Annotated in this window: 24 protein-coding genes; 18 read left to right on the top strand and 6 right to left on the bottom strand. The window is 46.2% G+C overall.

The genetic code is table 11. The features are described from left to right. Positions 1-20 precede the first annotated feature (20 nt). From murA to P9989_RS18640, 8 genes are all read left to right on the top strand, one after another. Positions 21-1,331 carry a UDP-N-acetylglucosamine 1-carboxyvinyltransferase gene (gene murA / locus P9989_RS18675; protein ID WP_283076357.1) on the top strand — a complete coding sequence of 437 codons (1,311 nt, stop codon included), beginning with the start codon at positions 21-23 and terminating at the stop codon, positions 1,329-1,331. A 135-nt stretch (positions 1,332-1,466) separates the two neighbouring features. Continuing rightward, positions 1,467-2,510, top strand: coding sequence for a stage II sporulation protein D (spoIID, locus tag P9989_RS18670; RefSeq protein WP_283076356.1), 1,044 nt, complete (start codon positions 1,467-1,469; stop codon positions 2,508-2,510). 376 nt (positions 2,511-2,886) lie between these two features. After that, a complete protein-coding gene (gene spoIIQ, locus P9989_RS18665; protein ID WP_283076355.1) occupies positions 2,887-3,918 on the top strand; it encodes a stage II sporulation protein SpoIIQ in 1,032 nt (343 codons plus the stop codon). 321 nt (positions 3,919-4,239) lie between these two features. Then, on the top strand, positions 4,240-4,518 hold the full coding sequence (gene spoIIID, locus P9989_RS18660) for a sporulation transcriptional regulator SpoIIID (RefSeq protein WP_283076354.1): 279 nt from the start codon (positions 4,240-4,242) through the stop codon (positions 4,516-4,518). 170 nt (positions 4,519-4,688) lie between these two features. Continuing rightward, positions 4,689-5,690 carry a rod shape-determining protein gene (gene mreB / locus P9989_RS18655; protein ID WP_283076353.1) on the top strand — a complete coding sequence of 334 codons (1,002 nt, stop codon included), beginning with the start codon at positions 4,689-4,691 and terminating at the stop codon, positions 5,688-5,690. A gap of 27 nt (positions 5,691-5,717) precedes the next feature. Then, positions 5,718-6,545, top strand: a complete 828-nt coding sequence (locus tag P9989_RS18650) for a flagellar hook-basal body protein (protein ID WP_283076352.1) — start codon at positions 5,718-5,720, stop codon at positions 6,543-6,545. A gap of 57 nt (positions 6,546-6,602) precedes the next feature. Further along, a complete protein-coding gene (locus tag P9989_RS18645; RefSeq protein ID WP_283078978.1) occupies positions 6,603-7,445 on the top strand; it encodes a flagellar hook-basal body protein in 843 nt (280 codons plus the stop codon). 19 nt (positions 7,446-7,464) lie between these two features. Next, the gene (locus P9989_RS18640) at positions 7,465-7,728 is read left to right on the top strand and encodes a DNA-directed RNA polymerase subunit beta (protein ID WP_283076351.1); all 264 of its coding nucleotides are present in this window, start codon (positions 7,465-7,467) and stop codon (positions 7,726-7,728) included. A gap of 410 nt (positions 7,729-8,138) precedes the next feature. On the opposite strand, the gene P9989_RS18635 is transcribed toward P9989_RS18640, so the two are convergent. Then, positions 8,139-8,918: a hypothetical protein gene (locus P9989_RS18635; RefSeq protein WP_283076350.1), complete on the bottom strand. Its 780-nt coding sequence runs from the start codon at positions 8,916-8,918 to the stop codon at positions 8,139-8,141. 304 nt (positions 8,919-9,222) lie between these two features. Between P9989_RS18635 and P9989_RS18630 the strand changes: the two genes are divergently transcribed. After that, positions 9,223-10,551 carry an FAD-dependent oxidoreductase gene (locus P9989_RS18630; protein WP_283076349.1) on the top strand — a complete coding sequence of 443 codons (1,329 nt, stop codon included), beginning with the start codon at positions 9,223-9,225 and terminating at the stop codon, positions 10,549-10,551. A 1-nt stretch (position 10,552) separates the two neighbouring features. Beyond that, on the top strand, positions 10,553-11,635 hold the full coding sequence (locus tag P9989_RS18625; protein WP_283076348.1) for a class I SAM-dependent methyltransferase: 1,083 nt from the start codon (positions 10,553-10,555) through the stop codon (positions 11,633-11,635). 94 nt (positions 11,636-11,729) lie between these two features. On the opposite strand, the gene P9989_RS18620 is transcribed toward P9989_RS18625, so the two are convergent. Continuing rightward, positions 11,730-11,879 carry a lmo0937 family membrane protein gene (locus P9989_RS18620; RefSeq protein ID WP_283076347.1) on the bottom strand — a complete coding sequence of 50 codons (150 nt, stop codon included), beginning with the start codon at positions 11,877-11,879 and terminating at the stop codon, positions 11,730-11,732. 91 nt (positions 11,880-11,970) lie between these two features. On the opposite strand from P9989_RS18620, the gene fabZ reads away from it, so the two are divergent. The 4 genes from fabZ to P9989_RS18600 all read left to right on the top strand — a co-directional run bounded on the left by fabZ (position 11,971) and on the right by P9989_RS18600 (position 16,038). Next, positions 11,971-12,393 carry a 3-hydroxyacyl-ACP dehydratase FabZ gene (fabZ, locus tag P9989_RS18615; protein WP_283076346.1) on the top strand — a complete coding sequence of 141 codons (423 nt, stop codon included), beginning with the start codon at positions 11,971-11,973 and terminating at the stop codon, positions 12,391-12,393. 349 nt (positions 12,394-12,742) lie between these two features. After that, the gene (locus P9989_RS18610; RefSeq protein WP_283076345.1) at positions 12,743-14,059 is read left to right on the top strand and encodes a S8 family peptidase; all 1,317 of its coding nucleotides are present in this window, start codon (positions 12,743-12,745) and stop codon (positions 14,057-14,059) included. Between the two features lie 137 nt (positions 14,060-14,196). Further along, positions 14,197-15,555: an N-acetylmuramoyl-L-alanine amidase gene (locus tag P9989_RS18605; protein ID WP_283076344.1), complete on the top strand. Its 1,359-nt coding sequence runs from the start codon at positions 14,197-14,199 to the stop codon at positions 15,553-15,555. Between the two features lie 186 nt (positions 15,556-15,741). Next, complete coding sequence (locus P9989_RS18600; protein ID WP_283076343.1) at positions 15,742-16,038, top strand: hypothetical protein; 297 nt, start codon at positions 15,742-15,744, stop codon at positions 16,036-16,038. Between the two features lie 264 nt (positions 16,039-16,302). On the opposite strand, the gene P9989_RS18595 is transcribed toward P9989_RS18600, so the two are convergent. Then, on the bottom strand, positions 16,303-16,539 hold the full coding sequence (locus P9989_RS18595; protein WP_283076342.1) for a YjfB family protein: 237 nt from the start codon (positions 16,537-16,539) through the stop codon (positions 16,303-16,305). Positions 16,540-16,745: 206 nt separating this feature from the next. Between P9989_RS18595 and P9989_RS18590 the strand changes: the two genes are divergently transcribed. From P9989_RS18590 to P9989_RS18580, 3 genes are all read left to right on the top strand, one after another. Next, the gene (locus tag P9989_RS18590) at positions 16,746-17,369 is read left to right on the top strand and encodes a hypothetical protein (RefSeq protein ID WP_283076341.1); all 624 of its coding nucleotides are present in this window, start codon (positions 16,746-16,748) and stop codon (positions 17,367-17,369) included. Between the two features lie 318 nt (positions 17,370-17,687). Further along, positions 17,688-19,031 carry an efflux RND transporter periplasmic adaptor subunit gene (locus P9989_RS18585; protein WP_283076340.1) on the top strand — a complete coding sequence of 448 codons (1,344 nt, stop codon included), beginning with the start codon at positions 17,688-17,690 and terminating at the stop codon, positions 19,029-19,031. After that, a complete protein-coding gene (locus P9989_RS18580; protein ID WP_283076339.1) occupies positions 19,032-22,106 on the top strand; it encodes an efflux RND transporter permease subunit in 3,075 nt (1,024 codons plus the stop codon). Between the two features lie 79 nt (positions 22,107-22,185). Here P9989_RS18580 and P9989_RS18575 read toward each other — a convergent pair whose 3' ends face one another. After that, positions 22,186-23,388: a chromate transporter gene (locus P9989_RS18575; RefSeq protein WP_283076338.1), complete on the bottom strand. Its 1,203-nt coding sequence runs from the start codon at positions 23,386-23,388 to the stop codon at positions 22,186-22,188. 18 nt (positions 23,389-23,406) lie between these two features. Then, positions 23,407-23,712 (bottom strand): PadR family transcriptional regulator, encoded by a 306-nt coding sequence (locus P9989_RS18570; protein WP_283076337.1) that lies wholly within the window; start codon positions 23,710-23,712, stop codon positions 23,407-23,409. Positions 23,713-23,969: 257 nt separating this feature from the next. On the opposite strand from P9989_RS18570, the gene P9989_RS18565 reads away from it, so the two are divergent. Next, positions 23,970-24,980, top strand: a complete 1,011-nt coding sequence (locus P9989_RS18565) for a DUF3231 family protein (RefSeq protein ID WP_283076336.1) — start codon at positions 23,970-23,972, stop codon at positions 24,978-24,980. 82 nt (positions 24,981-25,062) lie between these two features. On the opposite strand, the gene P9989_RS18560 is transcribed toward P9989_RS18565, so the two are convergent. Beyond that, a complete protein-coding gene (locus tag P9989_RS18560) occupies positions 25,063-25,752 on the bottom strand; it encodes a sulfite exporter TauE/SafE family protein (protein ID WP_283078977.1) in 690 nt (229 codons plus the stop codon). Positions 25,753-26,171: the final 419 nt, after the last annotated feature.

The raw sequence follows: 26,171 nt of genomic DNA, 5'->3' as shown, positions 1-26,171 counted from the left end.
GACGCGGAGGAGAATGAACCTTGGAAAAAATCATCGTCCGTGGTGGAAGGCAGCTTAAAGGCACTGTAAGAGCTGAAGGTGCAAAGAATGCCGTACTGCCTGTCATCGCAGCAAGTATAATTGCAAGTGAAGGAAAAAGTGTTTTACACGACGTCCCTGCTTTAGCGGATGTTTATACCATTAATGAAGTCATTAGACATATGAACGCAGATGTAGATATGAAAGGACGCACAGTAACTATAGACGCTTCAGAAGAGTTGACAACCGAAGCTCCGATAGAATATGTTCGCAAAATGAGAGCTTCCGTACTCGTTCTGGGACCACTATTGGCCCGCTATGGTCATGCTAAGGTCGCTCTGCCTGGGGGCTGTGCAATCGGCTCACGTCCGCTTGATCAACACCTTAAAGGTTTTGAAGCAATGGGGGCAGAGGTAACTGTTGGAAATGGATCCATTGAGGCACATGTAAAAGGACGTTTGCAAGGAGCTAAGATTTACTTGGACGTACCTAGTGTAGGGGCTACAGAGAACATCATGATGGCTGCTGCCCTAGCCGAAGGGAAAACAGTTCTTGAGAATTGTGCAAAAGAGCCTGAAATCGTGGATCTTGCTAACTTCTTGAACAAAATGGGAGCACGCATTGTCGGCGCAGGTACAGAGACGATTCGAATTGAAGGAGTCGATAAGCTGTTTGGTGCGACACACACGATCATCCCCGATCGAGTAGAGGCTGGTACCTTTATGGTAGCCGCTGCGATAACGGGAGGTAATGTGCTCGTACAAGGAGCAATGCAGGAACATTTACGTTCTGTTATTTCTAAAATGGAAGAAATGGGCGTAACCATTGAGGAAGAAGATGATGGCCTGCGTGTTATTGGTCCAGAGCGGCTTAAAGCAACAGACATTAAAACAATGCCTCATCCAGGCTTCCCAACAGATATGCAGTCACAGATGATGGCTCTGATGCTTAATGCAAAAGGCACAAGTGTCATTACGGAAACGGTTTTCGAAAATCGCTTTATGCACGTGGAAGAATTCCGCCGTATGAATGCAAAAATGAGAATTGAAGGCCGTAGTGTCATTGTAGAAGGGCCATCTAAGCTTCAAGGTGCTGAGGTGCAGGCAACGGACTTAAGAGCCGGAGCTGCTCTGATCTTAGCAGGCCTCGTAGCAGACGGTTATACACGTGTAACGGAACTGAAACACTTAGATCGTGGGTATGTGGACTTTACTGAGAAACTATCCCAGCTCGGTGCCAATATCGAGCGTATCAACGAAGACGAATCATATGTAGAAGAGATTGAGCCAAGCGAATCAATATCGACTTTATAATTCTCTTAATCACTTACTCATCAAGCAATTCCCCGTCAATTTTCTGACGAGGGGATTGCTTTTTTAGTTCTATCATCTGACTTACGTGGATACATTTTAGTAGAGGGGTCTACTATTGGTTCAGGAGGACGAGATATGAAAAGAAGGAATCGCATAGGCATCATCGTGTTGAGCAGTATTTTTGTAGGGATTCTTTTGATCCCGACACTAATTGTGGTGCCATTCACAGGCTCAAACAACACAGCACAAGTCGAAGAAACACCAGCTCCAGCAACGAATGCAGATGAATCAGTGACAGAACTGCCAGCCAGTCTATCTCCATTTAGTATCCACGTACTAAGGAGCAAGACGAAAGAAGTCGAAGAAGTTCCTTTAGAAACATACGTATCACGGGTGGTAGCATCTGAAATGCCGGCAAGTTTCGAGCTTGAAGCCCTTAAAGCTCAGGCCCTTGCTGCACGAACGTACATCACCCGGCATCTTGCGCAGGGAGAGCCTATATCTGAGAACGCAGATGTGACAGATACCGTCCAGCACCAGGTTTATAAAAATGATCAGGAACTTCGAGATTTATGGGGAGAAAATTATAAAGAAAACATAAGTAAAATTAATCGAGCTGTAAAAGCAACGGCTGGAGAGATCATTACTTATAAGCAGCAGCCGATTGACGCAGCCTTTTTCTCCACCAGCAATGGTTACACAGAAAACTCCGAGGACTATTGGCAAGCAGAGATCCCTTATTTAAAAAGCGTTAAAAGCCCGTGGGATAAAGCCTCACCGAAGTTTAACGATCAAAAAATCATTCCGGTCAGCGGGCTGGAATCCTCCCTAGGGGTAGATATCATGCCGACACTGTCTAATATGGAATTGACCAAAACAGAAGGGGGGCGTGTTGATCAAATCACGATTGGCAGCGAAACCTTCTCAGGCAGACAGATACGGGAAGAGTTTAACTTGCAATCTAGTGATTTTACGATGGAAGTTAAAAACAATCACGTGATCTTCACTACTCAAGGATATGGTCACGGAGTGGGAATGAGTCAATATGGTGCCAACGGCATGGCTAAGGCAGGAAAGACGTACAAGGAAATCATCCACCATTACTATCAAAACACTGAAATCTCGCCAATGAGCAAGCAAACGGCTGCCATCACGACCGCTAAGCAGACAGTAAATTAAGAGAAAGCCCTTTTATAGGGAGGTATAGATGGATTATTTCATGCCGAATTTTAGTTAGGGACATATGTACTGGCGTTAGGTCGGAATGTTCCTCCGTTAGGGCGTTATATGCTATGGTAAGCCGAATCGCTTACGAAAGGAGTGGCTTGCAGGGGATGCAGCCGCTCCTTTGCTTTTTGAAATGGGGCCCGCAGGACGCGGATCAGTTCGACGTTGGCAAAGGACGTGCCGTTCTTAGTCAAACTTCATCTAAAGTGTCTAACCGGTCTTTTCCGCTTTTCTAAACAAAAATTTTCCTCTCTATGTATAGATTCCCTAAAAAGTGATCAGAATGGTTTTTGAGGTGATGAACATGAGAGAGGAAGGAAAGAAAAGCGTGACTAAATTAAAGTTTAAACGCTTAATGCGCAAGAAGTGGATCTATCCAGCATTGTATCTAACCGTAGCAGCTTTAGTACTTGTAGGAGTGTTCTGGTTCCAGCAAAGCTCTAGTGACGTAGCTGAACAGATGAAGGATCAAACAGGTGTACAAGACGATGTCGACGTACAAGACCAAGAATCCGTTCCCGTTACCGGTCAGGAAGAGAGTTTGCAAATGCCTGTTGCCAGCGAGCAGCAAACAACCGTCGTTACAAAGTTCTTTGATTATGACGCATCAAAAGAAGCGCAAGAAAGTGCACTGGTACTTTACAACAATAAGTATTATCAGAGTGAAGGAATCGACTTAGCAAAAGCGGATGGATCTACTTTTGACGTAACAGCAGCTCTATCAGGAACTGTTACAGAAGTGAAAGAGGATCCGCTCTATGGAAACGTCGTTCAGATCAGCCATGACAATAAGGTAGCAACGGTTTATGCCAGCCTGTCTGATGTTAAAGTAGAAGCAGGTTCTGAAGTCAAACAAGGTGATGTGATTGGACAAGCTGGTCAGAATTCTTTTGGTCAGGCAGACGGTGTCCACGTACACTTTGAAGTAAGAAAAGATGGTGAGCCACTAAACCCGGAGGATTTCTTCGGAACAGCAGTGGGCAAGATAGAAGCTAAGGAAAAGAAAGCTAATGCTGAAGAAGGCGAAGATGCTTCTGGTGAAGAGGGACAGTCATCAACTGACCCTGCTGAAAAACAGGAACAGCCGTCAGCTAATGTAGAAGATCCAGATACTGAGATCGAGCCGGATCAATCTTCTGAGAGTGAAGGTCAAATGCAGCCAGCTCCAGAAGAAGGAGAAGCTCCAACTCAAGGGGACGCCCCAACTGAGGGTGAAACTCCAACCGAAGGAGATGCCCCAACTGAAGGCGAAACACCAACCGAAGAGGATGGAGTTCCTTCAGAAGAAACGCCAACTGAGGAAGAAGAGCCGGCGCCAGGTGAGGACAGCTCTTCATCTGCTGCAACCACACAAGCTTAAGCAAAAAATGGGGGTTTTTTAAAACCTCCATTTTTTTATGTTTTACTACGTCCATAATGCGTATTCTATACGATGAAGTCCCGTCCAGGACACAGAGAATCACTCGCCGATGTTTGGTAGAAATAAAAGGTTTGTGTTTCCTCTCCCCCGCCTTTTGACATATCTGAGGAGTTCGAGTAATACAATGAGGATAACCGAGCAGTCGGTAGCATCCAGGGTGACACAACTAGAGAAATCCTATACCGCTGAAGAACGCCCACTAACTCTAAACTTGTCTCGAGAAGCGACCCCTTGGATAGTCAATCACAGGAGGCGAGTGATGTGCATGACTACATCAAAGAACGGACAATTAAGATTGGGGAGTATATTGTCGAAACGAAGAAGACGGTAAGAGTGATTGCGAAAGAATTTGGAGTGTCGAAAAGTACGGTACACAAAGACCTGACAGAGCGGTTGCCCGAAATTAATGCGGATTTGGCCAAACAAGTCAAGTTGATTCTCGATCATCATAAGGAAATTAGGCATCTCCGTGGAGGAGAAGCAACACGAATGAAATATCGAACGATTATCGAAGATGCACCTGCAGAACCGACCCACTAGGCATTGTATCCAACCTCCCACCTACAACATACTTCATGGTTATGGAACTTTTTTCATGAGAAATGCGACGAATGATGTAACTTTGTGTTAGAATATAGAATTAGATGTGCTTATGTTTAATGAAAATTGGACCGAATAGTTTTTTTAGAAATAGGGAGGAACAACCGAAGATGTTTGCAAGAGATATCGGAATAGACTTAGGAACAGCGAATGTACTTATTCATGTAAAAGGGAAGGGCATTGTCTTAAATGAACCCTCTGTGGTAGCGATGGACAGAAATACAGGCAAGGTCCTTGAAGTGGGAGAAGAAGCTCGTCGAATGGTGGGACGCACACCAGGAAACATCGAGGCTATTCGCCCATTGAAGGACGGGGTCATCGCTGACTTTGATGTCACGGAGGCGATGCTCAAGCATTTTATACAAAAAACGAACGTGCGTGGCTTTTTATCCAAGCCTCGTATGCTGATTTGCTGTCCGACGAACATTACGAAGGTCGAACAGAAAGCGATTAAAGAAGCAGCAGAAAAATCAGGCGGTAAAAAGATTTACTTGGAAGAAGAGCCTAAAGTTGCTGCCATTGGCGCAGGGATGGAAATTTTCCAGCCGAGCGGAAATATGGTCGTGGATATTGGTGGCGGTACAACAGATGTAGCCGTTATTTCCATGGGTGATATCGTGACTGCTTCCTCTATCAAGATGGCAGGAGACAAATTCGACCAGGAAATTCTAAGTTACATTAAGAAAAACTATAAGCTGTTAATCGGCGAACGTACAGCTGAAACCATTAAAATGAGTGTGGCGACCGTATTTAAAGGGTCACGTAAGGAAGAAATCGAAATTCGCGGTCGTGATATGATGACTGGATTGCCGCGTACGATCACGGTGAATTCGGAAGAGATTGAGTCCTCCCTCCGCGAAGCTGTCCAGACCATCGTACAGGCCGCGAAGCAAGTCCTTGAGCGCACGCCTCCAGAACTGTCAGCGGACATTATTGACAGAGGTGTGATCATGACAGGCGGCGGTGCCTTATTGCACGGCATTGATCAGCTGCTGGCTGAAGAGTTGAAAGTCCCAGTATTTGTCGCCGAAGATCCTATGGATTGTGTGGCCAAAGGGACAGGAATCATGCTTGAGAATATAGACAAAGTCACACGACATAAAATCAGCTAAGCAACTTTTAGTAAGGGAGAGATCGTCTTGTTGAGAGGGTTTTATACCGCAGCCTCAGGTATGATGGCGAACCAGCGCATGCAGGAAACATTGTCGAACAACCTGGCTAATGCCTATACACCAGGCTATAAAGCAGACCAGGGAACGATGCGTGCCTTTCCTGAATTATTGATTCAGCAAATGAACCAAACCACCGTTCCGACACGTAGCGGAGGACTCAACCTCCCTGCAGGCAAGCAAATCGGTTCCCTCCATACCGGGGTGTACATGCAGGAAACAGTACCGAAATTCTCTCAGGGCGATTTAAGGGAGACAGGGATTAAGACAGACCTGGCTCTCTTAAATGGCAATTTACCAGACGATAACGGCTCCCTGTTTTTTAATGTGCAGGATGAAGCAGGCAACTTGCGTTATACGAGAAACGGCAATTTTACCGTGGACGGTGAGGGCTTCTTGACGACGACCCAGGGCTACTATGTACTGGATGATGCTGGCAGCCCGATTCAAACCGGAGGCATGGATTTTGACGTCAGTGAGAACGGAACCCTGACCGCAGCAGACGTGACCACCCAGCTAGGCCTGTCCTACAGTCCCAATTCTTTTGATTTAGAAAAAGTCGGAAATGGGCTGTACGCGCCTGGAGAAGACGCCGCACCCATTGTCGATGCCCGCGCAGGTGGGGGAATCAATTTTTCAATAAGCCAGGGATTTCTTGAACGTTCCAATGTGGCCCCGGCCCGAGTTATGACAGAAATGATGAATACATACCGTTCCTTTGAATTGAACCAGCGTGTGCTGAAGGCGTATGACCAAAGTCTTCAGAAAACTGTTACTGAGATAGCCAGGATACGTTAGGCTGATTTCTTATGCTAATAGAATGGAAGACTTGAAGTAAAGGAGAAAAATGCCTTGATGAATCGAACGATGATGCAGGCCTCCGTAACGATGGGGCAAATTCAGCATAAACTTGATATAATCGGCCATAACCTGGCCAACACGAACACACCGGGTTACAAAAGCAGACAAGCCGATTTCTCTTCTTTATTGTTTCAGCAAATCGACAATTTTTTGGATGAGGGGCAGGAAGAAGCGACTGATGAGATAGGTGTGCAAAACAGGCTGACGCCTGACGGATTTCGCAGTGGTTCAGGTGCAAGGATTGCCCATACGAATATCGATTTAAGTCAGGGAAATCTAAAAAAAACCGACCGTGCATTGGATCTCGCTTTACTTGAAGGCAATCATTTGTTTCAATTGCAAGTAGCGATAGAAAATGGGTTCGAAACGCAGTACACGCGCTCTGGTAACTTTTACCTTAGTGCATTAAACAATGGACAAGTACTGCTGACGAATGCGGATGGACTGCCTGTTTTAGGAGAAGATGGTCAGCCGATTCAACTGACTGACAACATGGAAGGTATGGAAATCCGGGAAGACGGTGCGATTCTTGTCACCCGAAATGGCAACACAGCCGTTGAAGCTCAACTCGGGATCGTAGAAGCCATCCGTCCTCGTGTTCTTGAAGCAGCAGGCAGCAACCGCTTCCGCCTGCCTGCTGATGAGGTGCTCGCAGGTGAAGGGATCATCGAGAATGTGGACGGTCAAATACAGAGCGGCACTCTCGAAACCTCTAACGTAGATATTTCAAAACAAATGACAGACATGCTGATGGCTCAGCGTGCCTATCAATTCAACGCACGCTCTATTTCCACGAGCGATCAAATGATGGGACTCATCAGCCAGCTCAGGTCATAAGGTAAGGAGCTAGACAACTATGGCGACAAAAGAAGCTAAACAACAAGAGAAGAAACAATTACGCAAACAGCACAAAGAAGGAAAGAAAAAGACATCAAGGAAGACTCGCCGTCGCATTTTGCCGATTTGGCTGCGTCTCGTTATTGTGCTTGTCCTTAGTGTTCTAGCCCTGCTGATCGGCCTTGTCGTCGGCTATGGTGTCATCGGTGACGGAAATCCACTCGATGCGCTTGATTGGTCAACATGGGAGCGTATTTGGAATCTTGTTATGAAAAAGGAATAAATGGTTGTCCTCATTATTCTATGAGCGGACTGCTTTAAATAGAACGCACGAGCCTATTTGGCTCGTGCGTTTTTTCCTTTTATTAAGGGCTTCGCGGGTTTGCGCTGCGAGCCCTCTCGCTTGCGGAATATAAGTTTTCCTTTTAGTTTACGGAACAGTCATGCATAGAACGAGAGCAATTCTCTATCTCCTACTTGTGATGTTGCTTCGGGCAGTCGCTTTCCGAGGGCAACACTTCAACTTCCTCGGAAGCAAAAACCGCTTCCAGCGGGATCTTTAGCTATTGCTTTTCCCGCAGGAGTCGACTGCCCTACGCTTCAATCAACTGCCATACCAGCGAAGGATATACATGATGCCCCCCACCGGAAAATGCAGACGTTGAGATCCCACAGTAATGAAAGCCTAAATCTCTATTTTATTTCAACAGTTTCGTCACTTGTAGGAATCATGGCGTTTTGAAGATGACCACCAAAGACAACCTTCCACTGTCCATCCTCCTTACAAATGAGGACGTTGCTCGTGGAGCGGAAATGTTCGTATTTCTTTTCAATTTGAGCCATGGCTGCTGAATCGGAAATCTTTCTGACGCCGAGCGCTGTCACTTCCGGAGCAGGCCCTTCGGAAATAGCCTTGAGGTGTTTATCGAGATGATCTTTGTCTGTTTGCGATAAAGGTTTCAAATACTTCCTCATGGCTTTGACATTGCCGGAATTGATGGCTTTTGAATAGTTTTCGATGGCTTGCCGCACTTTATCTTCCGTTACTCTGCGGTTCGATTTGTCAGGGAATTCTACGTATCCAGGGCCGTACACACCTCTAATGATTTTCCACTGTCCGTCTTTTTTGATGACAGGGTTCGTTCCCACTGCAATCACGTCCTCATAGGTGGAGTGAGTTGAAACAATAGCTGTCGTGTCATTCACCATGGTCAAGTCGGTTATTTCTGCTTGCTTTAGTGGATGGGCTTTACAAAATCCGGTATAAAATTCTTTCACGTTACTGATTTTTTGGGAGTGTTCAGATGTTTTCATCATTTCCTCGGCGTCACAATTTTTCTGAGCACTGAGAAATTGAACAACAGCGTTTAGTGCCTGTTCTTTAGATGATTCAGCATTGGCTGTCGAATTGATCCCAAGGCTGGTGCCTGTTAACAAAAGGATAAGAGCGATGTTGCCGACTAGTTTGTTCATTTGTATACCCTCCTTAGTGATGTCACTCTTCTTCGTTATTATTTGCCAATGTTTGATGGTTATCCTTAGAAAAATTACAGTTGATTGTTCTAGATCTCATTTGGAATTGTTCCGTAACGTTCGTTGATTGTTTCCATTCTCCGCATGAATGTTCCTGATCTCCCCATGGTTGTTCCCTAATGTCAAAAGATTGCTCTCTAACCTCTATTCGCAGCTGAAGCGCACCGTCTGGATGAAGAAGGTTTTCATTTGAATGATTTGTGGAATGAACCTGTTATAGAAGGATTCAGGGAGGGTGCGACTTGTGAAGACAGACGTATTCATTGCTGGCGGCGGAGTAGGCGGACTGGCTCTGGCCGTCAAATTGGCGAGCAGGGGGGTTCATGTCACGGTAGTTGAACAGCTCGCTAAAAAGTCGTCGGCTTATAAAGGGGAGCTGCTTCAGCCTAAGACGCTTGCGATCTTAGATACGCTCAATGTGCTGGCAGAAACAGAGGCGAACGGTCATGTGATTGATCAGCTGCGCTTTCTGGAAGTGGAGCGGCAAGCACATGATCACCCTAATGAGATTCAATTAACTGAGCTCAATTATAGCCGGGTGGCCAGCAAATATGATCATTCGCTCATGGTGCCGCATGAAACGACGAAAGATATCTTGCGGGAAAAAGGAGCCGCTTATGCCGAGCATTTCAACTATTTAGCTGGAACGCGGTTTCTCGGGTTTGAGAATGGAATGGCAAAGGTTAGGCAAAAGAAATCGATCCAGTATATCGAAGCGGACGTGTATGTCGGGGCAGAAGGGCGCAGTTCCCCGACACGTGAAGCGATGAATGTTCGAGTGAAGCGGCGTGACTACAACCACCATTTTCTCACGGTGACGATTCCGAGGCCCAGCGATTTTACAAAAGGAAAAATGGTTACGACAGCGGATCAATTTCTTGGACTTTTTCCGCTTCCCGATCAGCAAGTACGTACCGTTTATCTCATTAAAGCTGGCACGTTTAAGCAAATCAAAGAGCGAGGTCTTCCCTATCTTTATCAGGCATACAGTGAACTAGAGCCAGAATTATCGGAAGGTGTACGAGCGATCCAGGATTGGAAGGCGGTGCAGCTGATGATTCCGTTTACGTATCACGTGGACTCCTATTACAGAGGGAATCTTGCCTTAATCGGCGATGCGGCTCATACGGTACATCCGATGGCCGGGGAAGGGATGAACCTCGCCATTCAGGACGCTGATGTGCTCGGCGAATTGCTTGCCTGGTGCAGGGAGCAGGGAGAACCGTTCCACAAGCACCTGCACTATTATGAAGATGTCCGTAAGCCGCGGGTAGAATTTTTGTTAAACATCAGTCACCTGTCCGCTTTAGTTTACTCGCTCCCGTATCAGTGGTGGCGCAACATCCGCAGGCGTGCGATGCAGCGGATGTATGACGATGATGAACTTCACGTTAAGCAAATGTTAAACATATCGGGTCTGGGAAAATGGAACTTTACCCTGGTTGACCGGGCGATTCAAGGGAGTATTCTTCCCGCCCGCAGCAAAAAGGTGAGCGATCGCAAGCAGCAGCAATTTCTGTTCAGTGAAGCGGAGGATTACCCGTGGAGAACATTACAGAAAGGGAAGGTGTGACATGATGAACGAATGGGTCACCGCGATGCAAGCAAGAAAATGGATGAAGAAGAACGAATCATTTTTACCAGGGTGGCATGCTTATGTAGGAGCAGAACTCGGCCTGTTTGACGATTTTGCCAAAGCCAAAACCGTTGCTGACGTCAGCGATGAAACCGGCTATCCGTATGACCTGCTCTCCTCTTGGGTCCGTGTCGGAGTTGCCGTGAAACATTTGAAGAAACGCCCCAACCATCGCTATCGAACCTCGAAGAAACGCTGTGCCTCTCTAATGGGCGATAACGCCTCCACCGGCGTGAAAGCCCTGTTGAAGGAAGTGATGGAACTCCACATGCCGACACTTCTTGGCTATCCGGAATACATGAGAAACAACCAACGCGCCTACTTCGACCACGAGCGCCACGGCGAAGTAGTAGCCGAAACATCAGCACTGCTCGAACATTTTTCGATTAAAAAAATAAAAAAGATGATACACGACAGGGAACTCGACACCATCGTTGATCTGGGCTGCGGCCACGGCGGGTATTTACGAAAACTAGCCGAGTCTTATCCCAATGTCCAAATGATCGGTATCGATCTCAATCAAGACGTCGTGGACCGCGCCAGCGAGTTAGCGGAAGGCTACCCAAATCTCAGCTTTGAAGTAGCGGATGTGATGGATTGGACCCCAGAAGGATCTGGTGTTGACGTGATTCTGCTGCACAATGTGTTTCATTATATTCAGCCCGACGTGCGCGAGCAGCTGATGAATCATTTATACAGCTATCTGAATAAAGACGGCCTGATTTCAGTCGTCACCCCGGTCAATGAAACTGAACATGGGGAAGAGTTCTCTTCAGCGTTTAACAGTTTTTTCGTCGCCCATTCGAACTTATTCGCCTTGCCGAATACAGATGAACTCAATGATCTAGCCGAATCGTGCCACTTCGATCTGTTCGACTTTGACCCAATTATTAAAGAAGGATCGTGGTACACGTTCTGGCTGACTCCGAGCATCCGGGTGAATGAAATCGGCCGTTATCAGCAGGACGAAGGGACGGAGCAGACGTATACCAGCAACCGTCAGCTGACCAAGTCCTCTTAGTTTTAGCTGAAGAGACTGGGATTGGATTGAAATGTGCAATGGATGAACGGCTTGCCAGGGTGATTTTTTTCAGTTCGGAACAAAACATATCACCCTAATCGCGCGGTGCACGTCTGCGGAACAAGCGAATCACGAGAAAAATAATAGCGGCGATCAGCAGCAAATGAATTAATCCCCCAGCAATATCAATGATAACGCCAATTAGCCAGAACGCCAGTAAGATGAGGATAATCGTCCAAAGCATAAGGTTTCCTCCTTTCACCATCAGGAAAGTTTTGTCGAATGTGATGGATACGATTATAATAGGTATAGTTTGTACTGAAAGGAGTATTCCTATGTTAGATATTCAAGCGATTAAAGAAATCATTCCCCACCGCTATCCATTTTTGCTGATCGATCAGGTGGAAGAAATCGAGGAAGGCAAGCGTGCTGTCGGTTATAAGAACGTTACCGCCAACGAGCCTTTCTTCCAGGGCCATTTTCCAGATTATCCTGTAATGCCTGGTGTGCTCATTACCGAAGCTCTTGCTCAGATGGGGGCTGTCGCCATGCTGAAAAAAGAAGAAAACCAAGGCAAGCTCGCCTTTTTTACAGGGATTGACAAATGCCGCTTCAAGCGTCAGGTCAAACCAGGGGATCGACTCAAATTGGAAGTTGAAATCGTTCGTCTCAAAGGACCGATGGGCAAAGGAAAAGCCCTCGCCACAGTAGATGGCGAAACTGCTTGTGAAGCGGAAATCATGTTTGCTCTTAAATAATAATGCTGAAAACCGTCCTGAATGGGGCGGTTTTTTAATGAGCTTGAAACGTTGTGTTGAATGGGATAGTCCTTAGTACGTGGGATGACCATAGTGTCTTAACGCAAGTAGATAGCTCCCTAATGCGGAAAGATACCGCCCTGGCGCAAGAACATTCCTCCTTAAGGCAAAGCCTCTTAAGATCCCTTCCATCCATGCCACAACGTATACTCTTTTTCGCCTGACAGCCTCAAACACATAGAATTTTCTATCAGACAAGCGCCTTTTTTCGCTCATAACCCTACAAATACCGCCATTTCTTCTTCACTTTTTCATAGAATACAGCATGACGATCAAAGGAGGTGATAGAATGTTAGGATTCTCTATGATTCAACTAACACGAGAGCATAGCGACAAGTTTGACAAAGAATTGCGCCAACAATTAATCCATTTGTATAAACCTTTACGTCGTACTCCTTGTTTTCTACACCGTTTTATAGAAAATAGACTAAAAAAATCGAAGAAATTTCCTGTTATTATTGAATTCGAACACATGTATTCAGCTTTGAACAAAGTTCATGATGTGGTTGAATTGGATGGGAAGTCCAAGGTCATGCAGGAGTTCCCGAGCACATCCAGCTGTTCAGCCGAACTGACCGCAAAGACGATCGAGAAGCTGATGAACAATGATTGTCAAATCAAAAAAATATACTATGACCGCGAAGTGAAGGCTTTACTAGATGTAGCCTCCCCGTCGGTTCATGCGCAACAGCTCAACCAAAAAGGCATTACCGGGAAAGGCGTAAACATTGCAATCGTGGATACAGGGGTTTACCCCCACGAGGATTTAACACAGCCTACGAACCGGATTGTGGCCTTTAAAGATTTTGTAAACGACAAACTTGAACCTTATGATGATAATGGTCATGGAACCCATTGTGCCGGGGATGCAGCAGGTAATGGTTTTTCTTCAGATTTAAGATACCGTGGTTCTGCCCCTGAAGCAGGGATTATTGGGGTGAAAGTACTGAACCAAATGGGGTCAGGCTCACTCTCCACGATTGTATCTGGTGTACAATGGTGTATCGACCATAAAGAGGAGCATGGAATCGATATCATTTCACTTTCGCTAGGAGCTGCTGCAGATGAATCAGACTGTAATGACCCCCTTGTTCAAATCGTTGATAAAGCATGGGAAAGCGGCATTGTGGTGTGTGTGGCTGCAGGGAACTCCGGACCTGACCAACGAACAATTGGGACGCCGGGGATCAGCTCGAAGGTGATTACAGTAGGGGCCATGGATGATCAGGATACGATTAATCGTACTGATGAAGATATTGCTCCTTTCTCAAGCCGTGGACCTGCATGTGGGGAAGTATCGAAGCCAGATATCCTGGCTCCGGGTGTGAACATTATTTCCTTAAGAGCACCTGGTTCCTTTTTAGATAAAACGTCGAAGTCGAGTCGTGTAGATGATGAATATTTTTCATTATCAGGGACATCGATGGCGACCCCGATTTGTGCAGGGATCGTGGCTCTCATTCTTCAGGTTCATCCTGAAGAGACGCCAGATCAGGTGAAGCAGCGCCTGCTTGATACAGCAATCGATAGAGGATTACCAGAGTATGTTCAAGGTGCAGGGTATGTAGATGCAGCGAAAGCAGTAGACTCTAGTGACGACGCCTAGGTAAATTTAAGTACACTCGAATTCTATGTCGCAAAGGGGAAGGAGGTGTTGGACAAATATCTTTATTACAGATAACGGATCGCAATGGAAAGGTCCGTTATCATTTTTGAGAAAAAGTAAAAGGAGGAGATGAAACCGTGAAGTTATATTTAGATCCGGGACATGGTGGTAGTGATTCAGGTGCAACTGGAAATGGGTTAATGGAAAAGAACATTACACTCGATATCGCGCTGAAAATTCGCAGTATATTAAATAGTGAATATCGTAATGTTGACTTGAAAATGAGCCGGACATCCGATATCACAAAAAGTCTGGATCAGCGGACGAATGAAGCGAATGCCTGGAATGCCGATTACTATTTATCGATCCATTGTAATGCCTTTAATGGTTCAGTCAGAGGATACGAGGATTATATTTATATCGGATTGTCAGATTCGTCCCAAACCGCTCAATATCAGGATATTATGCACCAAGAGATCACGGCCGTCAATGAATTGCCGGACCGAGGTCAGAAGAAAGCCAATTTTCACGTATTAAGAGAGTCAGCAATGCATGCGCTGTTAACGGAAAATGGCTTTATTGACAATCCAACCGATGCTGCAAAATTGAAAAGTTCCGCCTACCGTCAAAAAGTGGCCCGCGGCCATGTGAATGGTCTTGCCCGAGCTTTTAATCTTGAAAAAGTAGCTCCGAAAACGTTGTATAGAATAATTGCAGGTTCTTTCCAAGCAAAGGAGAATGCGCAGGACCGTGTTGATTATCTCGATTCCGAGGGAATCCCATCCTTTATTGATCAGGTTACGATTTCTGGTCAGGTTTGGTATCGTGTTCAGGCGGGAGCGTTCTCAAGCCGAAGTAATGCGGAACAACGGCTCGCTGAAGTAAAAGAAGCTGGGATCACAGATGCTTATATTGATGTGGAAGGTAATGACGGCAGCGGTGGCAATGAAGACAGTGAAGAGGAGGTGTCGGGCTATAGTATTATGGGGCCCGGCATGTTATCACCGGAGCAAATGGATCGTTTCGCTCGAAGCGTAAATCCTGATGCTCCATTGTTAGGGCATTACTATCAAACCCTGGGTAGTTTCTATGGAATAAGAGGGGACGTGGCTTTCGCGCAAGCCCTTCACGAAACCGATTATTTTCGTTTCACAGGGGTGGTTGATAAAGGGCAGAATAACTATGCCGGAATCGGTGCTACAGGACCCGATAATTCCGGAGCAAGTTTTGACACACCAAAAGACGGGGTGTTGGCGCATTTGCAGCACTTGTATGCTTATGCATCAACGAAACCATTGCCAGACGGCCACCCTTTAGTTGATCCGCGCTTTGACCTTGTCACCCGCGGCAGTGCAAAAGACTGGGTCGGTTTAAATGGAAAGTGGGCTGTACCTGGTGATCGATATGGACAATTAATCTTAGGTTTGTATGAAAACATGGTCAAGGTTAGCATCCAACAACTGCAAGAGGTTCTGGAACAGATTAAAATTTCTTAACCTGATTCAAGAAAACTGAATCGATTTTGCCAAGGAGTCGTCAGAAGCTTTAGCGCTCGGGCGGCTTCTTCTTTATGAGGCGAACGTTGGGTAATAAGCTGAGCATCGAGTTCTATATTTTGGTATAAATGCCAAATGCCCCGGGCACACTAGAAATCGTATATGATTCTGAAGGAGGAAATAAGTATGAAGAATATTGCCCTTAAATTACTTATCGCTTTTCTAGCCATCTCAGTTCTTGGAGCTTGCGCTTCTGAACAAGAAGATCAGCCAGCAGAGGAAGAAAAAGAAGAGAACAACAATAATCCGACAGAAGAAGGTACTCCGCCAGAGGAAGACGGCATGGAAGAAGAACAGCAGCAAAATGGTGAGGGTACAGAAGAGAACAACAACGACAATGGTGATACAGACACTGACGATGGAAACGGAGATGGATCGAACGAAGATACCATGGAAAATGGAGAAGACCAGAATAATCAATAATATGTTCACCTACAGCCGCTTACTAAGAGCGGCTATTTTTTTTGCGTTTGGCTTAAACTGCGATGCCTACGAGGCTGGTCCCTCCCATGGTAAAAAGGGGGCGAGTCTAGCCAAAAAGTCCATCAACAGCAAGGAAATCCCCGCGAAAAACAGTCCAATCCAATCACAAAAAGCTTTGCCATATTGCTCACACTCCCTGATTGGGTGAGGTCCATGCAGCCATTCCTCCCTGAATGAGCCAAGGAATTTGCCGCCTATTCCTCTTCACCCCTTCACATCAATTTGATTCCCATGAGTAGGATGCGGAACAGCAGGCGTTGACTGCTGCAGCATCTGGATCATATGACTGGTATCCCGCTCGGTTATTTTTATCGCCTTATCCATAACTGCAAGGCTCGCCTGCTGCCTTACCTGCGCATGGCTCATCATGTTTGAGGCCGCTGCAATATCCATCACATCACACTCCTCTCCCTGCTTATATCGGCCCACACGATAGAACATTCAACCGTTATACTTTTACAATACGTTTACGATTTGCCCGGAAACTTGGCAACACCGTAACACTTCGGTAAAATAGAAACTACTAGAGAATGCTCGACCTTCTAAATGGCACGCATTAAATCCCCTCATTCTACGGCGTAATTTTTCAAAATCAGAAGTTTCCCAAGGGAATATGTGTGGAATAGGGAAAGGAGAGGTGAAAATCGATGAAATACAGAACAGCCGCAGACATCAAGCAATTTTTATTGGATGACCAAGAAGCAGTCGTAAACAAAATTCCGAGAGAAAAGGTCGCTGTTTACGTTTATCTAAACCAAGAGTTCGTTAGCACGTACGTTCCGGATGATACGATTTATCAATTCGTCTTTCGCCATTTCTTCAAGCTGGACAACCCAAGCCTTACGAAAGAATTCGAATCTGAATACTTTAAGGTCATGGAAGAACAGCGCGAGCAAGAACGCCCGAACATCGTGCACATCACGAAACGCCTGTACGAGATTAAGAATCATAAAGGCAATCCAACGATGCAGTTTCCACTCGCCGCTGCTATGCTGCACGCGATCAACCCGGAATTCCCTTCTTATGACAGCGACATCGCGAAAGCCTTTGACTTCTCATCTACCTATCATCTAGCAGGTTTTGAGAAAAAAATGAAACGCTACATTAAGCAGTATCAACATACGTATCAAACGTATAAAGAGTTACTCGATGACGAAGCCCTCATGCCGCTATTCCAGCACTTTAATGAGAAATTCCCTGATCACGAGCAGCTATCTCAAGTGAAAAAACTTGATCTCATTATTGCCCAACTCGGCAACACGATGCAATAACTTACATAACCGCCTGACTCTATTCGAGCCAGGCGGTTTATTTTTGCCCCACAGGCGTGCCGTTCTTAACCGAACTTCCTCTTAATTCGGTCTTAAACGAACTTCCACTATCTTTATTCCCAAGACGATTCGAGCAATTATTTTATTAATCGTGGGGAATAGATTATTTCCCCGGAAATAACTCAAATAATCACAACACTCTCCCCACAGCTTTTACAAACATTCACCAATCTGTCACCCCTCGACAAGTTGCAATCCCGTTCGCACTTTAGTAACATTATCCATAATTATGACCACACAAGAGAGGATATTGAACCTATGAAACGTCTTACATATTTTCTCCTCCTGCTAACCATCACAACACTAACCGCCTGCAACAATTCAGATAACGCCGAAGAAACAGCCGAAACCCGAACAACACCCGTCGAAACCACTGAAATGATTCAAGATAACTTCATTATTGAAAGAAAAATAGTGGGGAGGGCCACGACCGCTGACACCTCTCCCGTCATTTCGAGCGTTCCTGGCGAACTGGTGACGTTAAACGTAGCCAAGGGTGACCGCATTGAAGAAGGGGAGACGGTCGGCGTCGTCGATCCCGGCAATATGAGCAGCCAGGTTGAACTCCAGCAGCTTGCGGTCAAGCAAGCGAAGAAACAGCTGGAAAACGCACAAATTGCCTATGAACAAGCCCAAGCTGGAGTAGAGAATGCGAAAGAACAAGTTGAAATTGCTAAGGAAGCGGCCAATGCAAAAGCGACTCAAGGCAATAAAGCCGCTACTGCGGCCAAACAACAATATGAACAGGCGCAAGCCCTGGCCGATGAGACGAAACAATTAGTCGAAGAAGGCACCGTGCCGGAAGTGCTCTACGAGCAGGCACAAACCCGTGCTGATCAAGCTTACGCCCAATATCAGCAGCTAATCGGCGAAAAGGGAGCGTCAAGCAGTTCAGCTGTTGCCAAGGCTGAAGCACAGGTCGATCAGGCGCAGCAGCAGCTTGAACAAGCCCGAATTGGTGTTGAGCAAGCCGAGCTTCAAGTGGAACAAGCGCAAGTACAGCTTAATCAAGCAAAGGAACAAGGCGCTAACGAAGTAATTACTGCTCCTGCCAGCGGAGAAGTCTCTTCACTGAAGGCTGGCGAAGGTGATATGGTCACGAATCAGCAGCCGTTCGCCACGATTGTCAGCTTAAATCCGATGACGATCACAGCGGCCGTGACGGCAGAACAACTTGGGCTATTTTCTGAAGGGGAAGAGCTTCAAGTCCAAATGGATACGCTGGAAGAACCAATAACGTCGACGATTAGCTATGTTCCATCGGTTCCTGATGAGACAGGGCTTTACCCTGTAGAAGCGACCGTTGAAAATCAAGATAGAGCGATCAAACCAGGCATGATGGCGACGTTTCTTTTACCAGAAACGGTTGTCGAAGATACACTGATTGTTCCAACAGATGCTGTCGCCGAGGAGGCCGGCCAGTCGTATATTTACCAGGTGATCGATCAGAAGGCTGTGCGTGTGGATGTAGAAGTGATCGAATCCCAAACGAAGCAAACAGCGATTTCCGGTGACGTAAACATGGAGGCACCTGTCGTAACGAGCGGCCAGCTGACCTTAAGTGATGGGGCCAATGTGACGATTATGAAGGAGGACGCATAAGTGAAGCTTGTAAATGAATCCGTCAAGCGTCCAGTCGGAGTAATCATGATTGTCGCTGCCATTCTCGGGCTTGGCTTCGTATCACTGCGGTCGCTTACTATCGATCTTTTTCCAGACATTGAACTGCCGATCGCTGTTGTATCAACGAGTTATGAGGGGGCAGCCCCCCAAGAGGTTGAAAAATTGGTCAGTCGTCCGATTGAATCTGCGGTCAGTTCGCTGGAGGGGCTTGAAGTCTTGCAATCCCGTTCTCAAGCAGGGGCATCGCTCGTGATGATGCAGTTTAATACTGGTGTTAATCTTGACAATACCTTGCTGGAAGTGAGAGAGAAGGTCGATTCCGTAACGAGTGTGCTGCCAGAAGGGGCGGGCGAACCGAGCGTGCTGCGCTTCAATCCCCAGCAGCTGCCGATCATGACAATCGGATTGTCTGGCGATACACCAGAAGATTTGCAGCAATTGGCCGAGAATCGGCTTGTTCCCTTGTTTGAACGTCAGGAAGGGGTAGCTTCTGTCACCATTGAAGGCGGGCGAACACGCGAAGTTCAAGTAATGATTGACCGGGCAAAAATGGCGCAATACGGACTGAACTCGCAGACAATAATTCAAGCCTTGAATTCCTCGAACCAATCCGCTTCCGCCGGCAACATTCAAAAAGGACAGAAGGATCTGCAAATACGGATCAGTGGGGAGTATGAAAGCATTGAAGATGTGCGCGAGACGATTATCCAAACACCAAATGGCACCAGCCTCACTCTTGATCAGATCGCGGAAGTCGAGGAGAATTTTGCTAAATCGAATACGATCTCCGAGGTGAATGGCACGCCGGCCGTTGTGTTGTCTTTTTTGAAGAAAACCGACAGCAACACAGTGGAAACGGCTGATCAGATTCACGCAGCCATGGAGGAAGCTAGGAGTGAGCTGCCAGAGGGGGTCAACCTCGAAGTCGTCCTCGATACGAGTGAATTTGTCAAAACCTCCATCAATAGTGTTGTAAAGAATATTATCATCGGCGGGATTATCTCTGTATTCGTCCTGCTGTTGTTTTTGAAAAGTATTCGTGCGACGCTCGTCATCGGAATTTCGATTCCGATCGCAATTATTTCAACATTTACCTTGATGTACTTCACGGGCGAGACGCTTAACGTGCTGACGATGGGCGGACTGGCGCTCGGAATTGGCATGATGGTTGACAGCTCGATCGTGATTTTGGAAAGTATTTATAGTTATCGGCAGCGGGGGTATTCGATGGTCGAGGCCTCAAAGCTGGGCGCTTCCGAACTGGCCCCAGCTGTTATCGCCTCCGCAACGACGACGCTCGTCGTGTTTTTACCCATTATTTTCGTAGAAGGGATTGCGTCAGAGCTATTCACGCCACTCGCGTTAACGGTATCGTTTGCGCTGATCGCTTCGCTTGCCGTATCGGTTACACTCGTGCCGATGCTATCATCGAAACTGCTGACCAAGACAATTGCATCAAGCGGCCGCCGCTATTGGTTCGACCGGTTTTTAGAAAAGGTGAACGATGCGTATCGCGGATTGCTAAGAAAAGTGCTGCAGTATAGGAAAACAACGGTGCTTGCGACAGGGATCAGCGTGGCGATTGGATTCGCACTGATCCCGTTGATCGGCACGGAGTTCATTCCGCCTTCTGACCAAGGACAAGTGCAAATTAGTGTAAACATGTCAGAAGGGACGGGTGTGGAGACCACTCAGGAGTTTACCAATCAGGTGGACGATCACCTCAAGGAGTTTAGTGACGTCATCGAAGTGAGCTACCTGACGATTGGGGGTGGAGGATTCGGCGGAGGAGCGGGCAACAGTTCCTCTGACTTTGCGTCCTATACGATACAGCTTGTTGATCCGGGAGAACGTGGGCAGAGCACCAAGGCTGTCACAGAAGACATCAATGAGGCTCTACAAGGGATAGCGGGAGCCGATATTGCGGTCAGTGAAATGGAAGCCGGACTTGGGATAGGAGCCCCGTTGCAAATCCAGCTGAATGGACCAGAATACGAAGTGCTCGATCAGCTGTCCCGTCAAGTTGTTTATTTGATGGAAGATGTTGAAGGGATCAGTGAACCGACCTCTTCCACTGATGAAGGACGTCCGGAAATGCAAATCAATGTCAACGATCAGAAGGCAGCACAGTACGGTTTGAGTGATCAACAGGTCATCAATCAGATTCAGCTCGCCTTCAGCGGGCAAATCGCTACCCGCTACCGCGAGGGCGGAAACGAAATTGATGTTCGTTTAATACTTCCAAAAGAAGAGCGCCAAACGATTGCCGATTTAGAAGGGATGTCGGTGCAGACGCCAAGCGGTTCGGTCATTCCGTTGGCAACGATCGCGGATCTGCAGCAAGTTCAGGGGCCAGTTTCCTTATTGCGTGAAGGGCAGCAGCCCCAGGTGAACGTGGAAGCAGAAGTCGTCGGCCGTGATCTTGGCAGTACGACCGAAGCAGTCCGTGCCCAGCTCGATAGCTTGAACTTCCCGGAAGGCTATTCTTATTCGATTGGCGGACAAGCTGAAGACATGCGTGAGGCCTTTGGTGATCTGGCCCTGGCGCTCGTGTTTTCCATCTTTCTCGTGTATGCCGTGATGGCGGTCCAATTTGAGAATTTCCTATTCCCGTTAATTATTATGTTCTCGCTGCCCGCGACGATCGTAGGGGTGTCGGGAGGTTTGTTCATCACCGGCCTGCCGTTCAGCCTGCCAGCCTTCGTCGGGATTATTATGCTTGCCGGAATTGTCGTCAATAACGCGATCGTGCTCGTTGATTACATCAATATTTTACGGAGAAATTCATACGATCGCAGGGAAGCGATTTTAGAAGCGGGGCCAAATCGCCTGCGTCCAATCCTAATGACCACGCTTACGACCGTGTTAGGGATGCTGCCGCTCGCGCTCGGTATCGGGCAAGGTGCTGAAGCCCAACAGCCGCTCGCAGTCACGATCATCTTTGGATTGACGGTTTCAAGCTTCTTCACGCTCATCCTAATTCCCGTTGTCTACACATACTTCGACGACCTATCCAGTAAAATTACCGGATTCTTTAAGAGACAAGAGGATTAAAAGATCCAAAAAATTACCACCTCAGGTCATCCAGAAAATGGATGACCTGAGGTGGTAAGGATTACCTTTTTGATTCAAACTACATGCCTATTAAATTAATGACATAGCCACCGACTACTCCTAATATAACGATGAGCCAGGCTGGGACTTTCCAGATGTTGAGCAGGGCGAATAGTACGACACCGAGGGCGAAGTCGGATGCTTCAAAGATTGAACTTTTGATCACGGGGTCATAGAATGCCGCTAATAAGATTCCGACCACACTGGCGTTCACACCCATTAGAATTCCCTGGAAAGTAGAACGTTTACGCAATTCATTTAAAAACGGCAGCGCCGCGATAACCAGCAGAAACGATGGCAAAAAGATTCCGATCGTTGCTACGATCGCGCCGCCGATTCCTTCCATCATCGTTCCTAAATAACTGGAAAACGTAAATAAGGGGCCAGGAACAGCCTGAGCCATGCCATATCCAGCCAGAAATTCTTCCGGTGACATCCAGCCCGTTGGGACAACTTCTCGCTCCAGCATAGGCAGGACCACATGACCGCCGCCAAACACCAGTGAACCTACCCTGAAAAAGATATCAAAAATATTAAGCAACGGGTTGTTCGTCACTGCTGTAACAATCGGCAGGGCGACGAGACCAAAGACCAGAATCCCCAGTGAAATGATTCCTGTTTTCTTAGAAATGTTAACCGAAAAAGGTTTGACGTTCGTTTCGGCTCGACCTTTAAAAAGCGTCAAACCCAGCACCCCGGCTGCCACAATGATGAGAATCTGTATCCACGCGGAAGGATAAAGCAGCATAATAAAGGCCGCTACAATTGCGATAGCCAGCCGTGTTTTATCAGGGGTCAGTTTTTTCCCTAACCCGATTAAAGCATGCAGGACAATCGCCGCAGCGACGATCTTCAAACTATGAATAAACCCTGCGTCTCCTAAGGTGAACGTTTGATACAGCATGGCAAAGACCACGAGAACTATGATTGATGGGAGTGTGAATCCGATCCACGACACGATTCCTCCCAGTATTCCTCCGCGCAGCATCCCGATTGAAATCCCCACCTGGCTGCTTGCCGGCCCAGGCAGGAACTGGCATAGGGCAATGATATCTGAGTACGTTTTATCATCGAGCCATTTCCTGCGATCAATATATTCATCTTTAAAATAAGCAAGATGGGCAACAGGGCCTCCGAAAGATGTAAGCCCCAATTTTGTCGAAGCCAATAGAATTTCTAATAAAACTTGGAACGTACTTTTGTTGGTTGATTGTTTTTCCATATCCTCACCCCGTTTTGTCTACTTAATTTCCTTGAAAAGTTCATAAGCCTTTTCTCGGGCTTCCTGAAGCACAGTTTCTCCCTTGTCTGTGATCCGGTAATATTTTCTGATTTTCCCATTTACGTTGACTTCTTCTCTATCCAGCAGCTGATCGATTTCCATATTGTGAAGGATCGGATATAACGTTCCGGCGCTCATTTCATAGCCATGTTCACGCAACTCTTCCAGCATCCAGGAACCGTAAATCGCCTCTTCCTTGGCATGATGTAGAATATGAATGTGAATAAATCCGAGAAATAATTTACGCAATACTTTATTATCCAAATAATCTCTCCTTTCGAGGTTGATAACGAAATCCGATATCGATTTTCGATAATGATTGTATAATTTATTTCTTATAAATGCAAGCTTTTTATCAGACGTTCCGGCCGCGGGTTGTGGGTAGGGCATTTTATTTGCTGTCCCATTCCACCAGCCGGAATTCCTTCGTTCTCATTAATTGCCCGATCAGCGAGAATATTCTTTCCATTAGGTGAAACAATAAACTATCTAATAATGGATCTAGAATCGGGGGACTATTGATGGAAAGCACGCATGATCATGTTCGTTTAAATGCTTCAGAATTGGCCAATCTTTGGACACAATATCAGAATGACAGCATGTCCTTCCTTGTTATAAGTTATTTTTTAGAAAAAGTAGAAGATCAAGATGTACGAGAAATTTTGGAGTATGCTGGAGGATTATCAAAATCACATGTTGAGAAAATCACAAAATTTTTAAGACAAGCTTCTTATCCTGTTCCAAAAGGATTTTCAGAAAAAGATGTAAACCGTGAGGCCCCTCCGTTATTCTCAGATCACCTCACTTTATACTATATGTACATTATGACATTGCACGGTTTAACAGGTTATGCTGCTGCCACAGGTACTTCTGTACGCGCCGACCAAAGAAGCTATTTTATTCAATGTAATGAAGAAGCGATGAAACTATACGATAAAATTGTAGAAGTTATGGTGCAAAAGGGGATTTTCAGCAGACCTCCAAACCTTAACGCGCCGAGCCATATCGAATTTGTTAACAATCAAAATTATTTAAATGGATGGGTTGGCAAACAACGTCCTCTTAACGCCATAGAGATCGATGGGCTCTTTTTTAATGCACAAAAACTTATGGTGAAAATTGTGTTGGAAGTTGGTTTCAGCCAGGTGACCTCATCAAAAGAACTTCGTAAATTTTTTCAAAGAGGTGAAAAACTCTGTCAACAACAAGTGGAAATTCTGGATTCTATCTTGTCTAAAGAGAATCTGCCTGCTCCTAGGAAGTGGGAGTCTGAAATCACCAATTCCACGACTGCTCCTTTTTCGAATAAATTGATGCTATTCCATGTTGTTTCACTAGTTTCCACAGCTGCCGGGTTTTACGGAGCTGCCTTATCTGTTGTTCAAAGGCGGGACTTGGCAGTACAGTACGCACGTCTTATTGGACAGATTGGGCTGTATGCTGAGGATGGCTGCAATCTTCTGATCAAAAACGGGTGGCTGGAGCAGCCTCCATTGACGGATGACCGTGAAAATTTAGCTAGAAAAAAATAAAGAATAATAATTGCCAATAAACCCCACCTCAGGTCATCCAAATTCTGGATGACCTGAGGTGGGGTTTATTTCCATGTCCATATCAAGTAAAGAAAAAGAGTCTGATGGCCATTAAGAGTACAGCGGCTACTAAGATTCGCTGCACCCATTTCTCTCCTCGTTTTACCGCAAACCGGCTGCCGAGAAATGCCCCGATACTTGTGCCCAGTGCCAACGTTAATCCGTATCCCCAGTGAATTTGGTCGTTGAGGATGAAGACGACAAGTGCTGAAACTGTATAGACCGCAACGATAAATGCTTTTAAGCTGTTGATTTTCACAAGGGACAGCCCGGACATTAAGGTCAGGGCAGCAATGATGATAAATCCGACTCCTGCCTGGATGAATCCGCCATAGACGCCGACGAGAAAGAACATCAGGATGAGACCGATCTTTTTTCCAACAGTGTCTTGTTCCGCCGTTTGGGATAGTTTTTTATGCGGTTTCCAAACGATGATGGCTAAGACGAGCAACATCACAATGGATAGGATGCGGTTGAAGAGTTCGTCGGGAAGGGAGATGGCGAATCTTGCTCCAACGATCGACCCAAGGAAGGCGGGAATCGCCAGCCGCAATCCCAGTTTCCAATCAAAGTATCCGCTTTTTCGAAAAGAGGTGATGGCAACAAGATTCTGCGCCATCAGGGCAATCCGGTTAGTACCGTTTGCTACGGAGGATGGAAGCCCAAAGAAGATCAATAGCGGCAGGGTCAGTAGTGAACCGCCTCCGGCCATGACGTTGATAAATCCTACTGCAATTCCTGCAGCTAATATGGCTATGAATGAGAGAATCGTCATATATATTTCATTCCTTTGTACTGTAACTGTGTTGGTTATTGGTAGATTATACGATATTTCATCATTTATTGATAGGATTCTAACGGGCTGAGCATCTTATAAACCAGGTCATTTCCTAATCGATTTTTAACACATCGATAGTTTTCCTTAATCTGGATGACCTGAGGTGGTGATTATTTCCATTGCAAGGGGGAGACTTGTTATTGTTCCGAATCGAAAAAAGATTCTTTCTTTACGGTCAATGTTGTTCCCGATCTCAGCATGATTGTTCTCTAACTAAAAAGATTGTCCTTTAACGCCCAAAGATTGATCCCTAACTCTGCATGACTCCAAGATCTACTTCCTCCTATGTTTAA

The sequence above is a fragment of the Halobacillus naozhouensis genome (assembly GCF_029714185.1).
GTDB classification, from domain to species: domain Bacteria; phylum Bacillota; class Bacilli; order Bacillales; family Halobacillaceae; genus Halobacillus_A; species Halobacillus_A naozhouensis.
This window is presented reverse-complemented; position numbering and strand designations above follow the sequence as displayed.

Excerpts from the sequence above, each read along its gene's own strand:
- P9989_RS18635 (WP_283076350.1), bottom strand. The coding sequence starts at position 8,918 with ATGAACAAACTAGTCGGCAACATCGCTCTTATCCTTTTGTTAACAGGC.
- fabZ (WP_283076346.1), top strand. The coding sequence starts at position 11,971 with ATGTTAGATATTCAAGCGATTAAAGAAATCATTCCCCACCGCTATCCA.
- mreB (WP_283076353.1), top strand. The coding sequence starts at position 4,689 with ATGTTTGCAAGAGATATCGGAATAGACTTAGGAACAGCGAATGTACTT.
- P9989_RS18610 (WP_283076345.1), top strand. The coding sequence starts at position 12,743 with ATGTTAGGATTCTCTATGATTCAACTAACACGAGAGCATAGCGACAAG.
- P9989_RS18625 (WP_283076348.1), top strand. The coding sequence starts at position 10,553 with ATGATGAACGAATGGGTCACCGCGATGCAAGCAAGAAAATGGATGAAG.
- P9989_RS18640 (WP_283076351.1), top strand. The coding sequence starts at position 7,465 with ATGGCGACAAAAGAAGCTAAACAACAAGAGAAGAAACAATTACGCAAA.
- P9989_RS18585 (WP_283076340.1), top strand. The coding sequence starts at position 17,688 with ATGAAACGTCTTACATATTTTCTCCTCCTGCTAACCATCACAACACTA.
- P9989_RS18600 (WP_283076343.1), top strand. The coding sequence starts at position 15,742 with ATGAAGAATATTGCCCTTAAATTACTTATCGCTTTTCTAGCCATCTCA.
- P9989_RS18595 (WP_283076342.1), bottom strand. The coding sequence starts at position 16,539 with ATGTTCTATCGTGTGGGCCGATATAAGCAGGGAGAGGAGTGTGATGTG.
- P9989_RS18645 (WP_283078978.1), top strand. The coding sequence starts at position 6,603 with ATGAATCGAACGATGATGCAGGCCTCCGTAACGATGGGGCAAATTCAG.
- spoIID (WP_283076356.1), top strand. The coding sequence starts at position 1,467 with ATGAAAAGAAGGAATCGCATAGGCATCATCGTGTTGAGCAGTATTTTT.
- P9989_RS18565 (WP_283076336.1), top strand. The coding sequence starts at position 23,970 with ATGGAAAGCACGCATGATCATGTTCGTTTAAATGCTTCAGAATTGGCC.
- P9989_RS18590 (WP_283076341.1), top strand. The coding sequence starts at position 16,746 with ATGAAATACAGAACAGCCGCAGACATCAAGCAATTTTTATTGGATGAC.
- P9989_RS18620 (WP_283076347.1), bottom strand. The coding sequence starts at position 11,879 with ATGCTTTGGACGATTATCCTCATCTTACTGGCGTTCTGGCTAATTGGC.
- P9989_RS18560 (WP_283078977.1), bottom strand. The coding sequence starts at position 25,752 with ATGGCCGGAGGCGGTTCACTACTGACCCTGCCGCTATTGATCTTCTTT.
- P9989_RS18575 (WP_283076338.1), bottom strand. The coding sequence starts at position 23,388 with ATGGAAAAACAATCAACCAACAAAAGTACGTTCCAAGTTTTATTAGAA.